Origin of the sequence: Salifodinibacter halophilus, assembly GCA_012999515.1 — a bacterium.
GTDB classification, from domain to species: Bacteria; Pseudomonadota; Gammaproteobacteria; order Nevskiales; family Salinisphaeraceae; genus Salifodinibacter; species Salifodinibacter halophilus.
Genome location: JABEEB010000346.1, coordinates 1 through 262, shown reverse-complemented (window position 1 = coordinate 262; position 262 = coordinate 1). Strand labels below are relative to the sequence as shown.

General features: G+C 68.7%; 1 protein-coding gene. It reads left to right on the top strand.

The genetic code is table 11. The annotated features are described in order from the left end of the window. On the top strand, window positions 1-262 hold a 262-nt coding region (locus tag HKX41_11965), incomplete at both ends, for a hypothetical protein (protein ID NNC24850.1).

The following is a 262-nucleotide window of genomic DNA, read 5'->3' as shown; positions in this document are numbered from 1 at the left end:
CGCCGAACTACGGCGACCTGCGTCTCGTCTCGCAGGGGAGCGTCGAGACGAACCCGACCATCGGGACCGTCGAGAGCCACCCGATTACCCGCGACATCACCTTCCCGCCGCCGACCGAGTACATCGCGGGCGACCTCCGGGCGGGCCAGTCGCTCGTGAACACGACCGGCGGCACCTCGCTCGTCGCCGTCGAGCGCCGCGGGGCCGGCCGCGTCCTCTACTACGGCTTCATGGAGGACAGTTCGGCGTTCAAGTACAACTA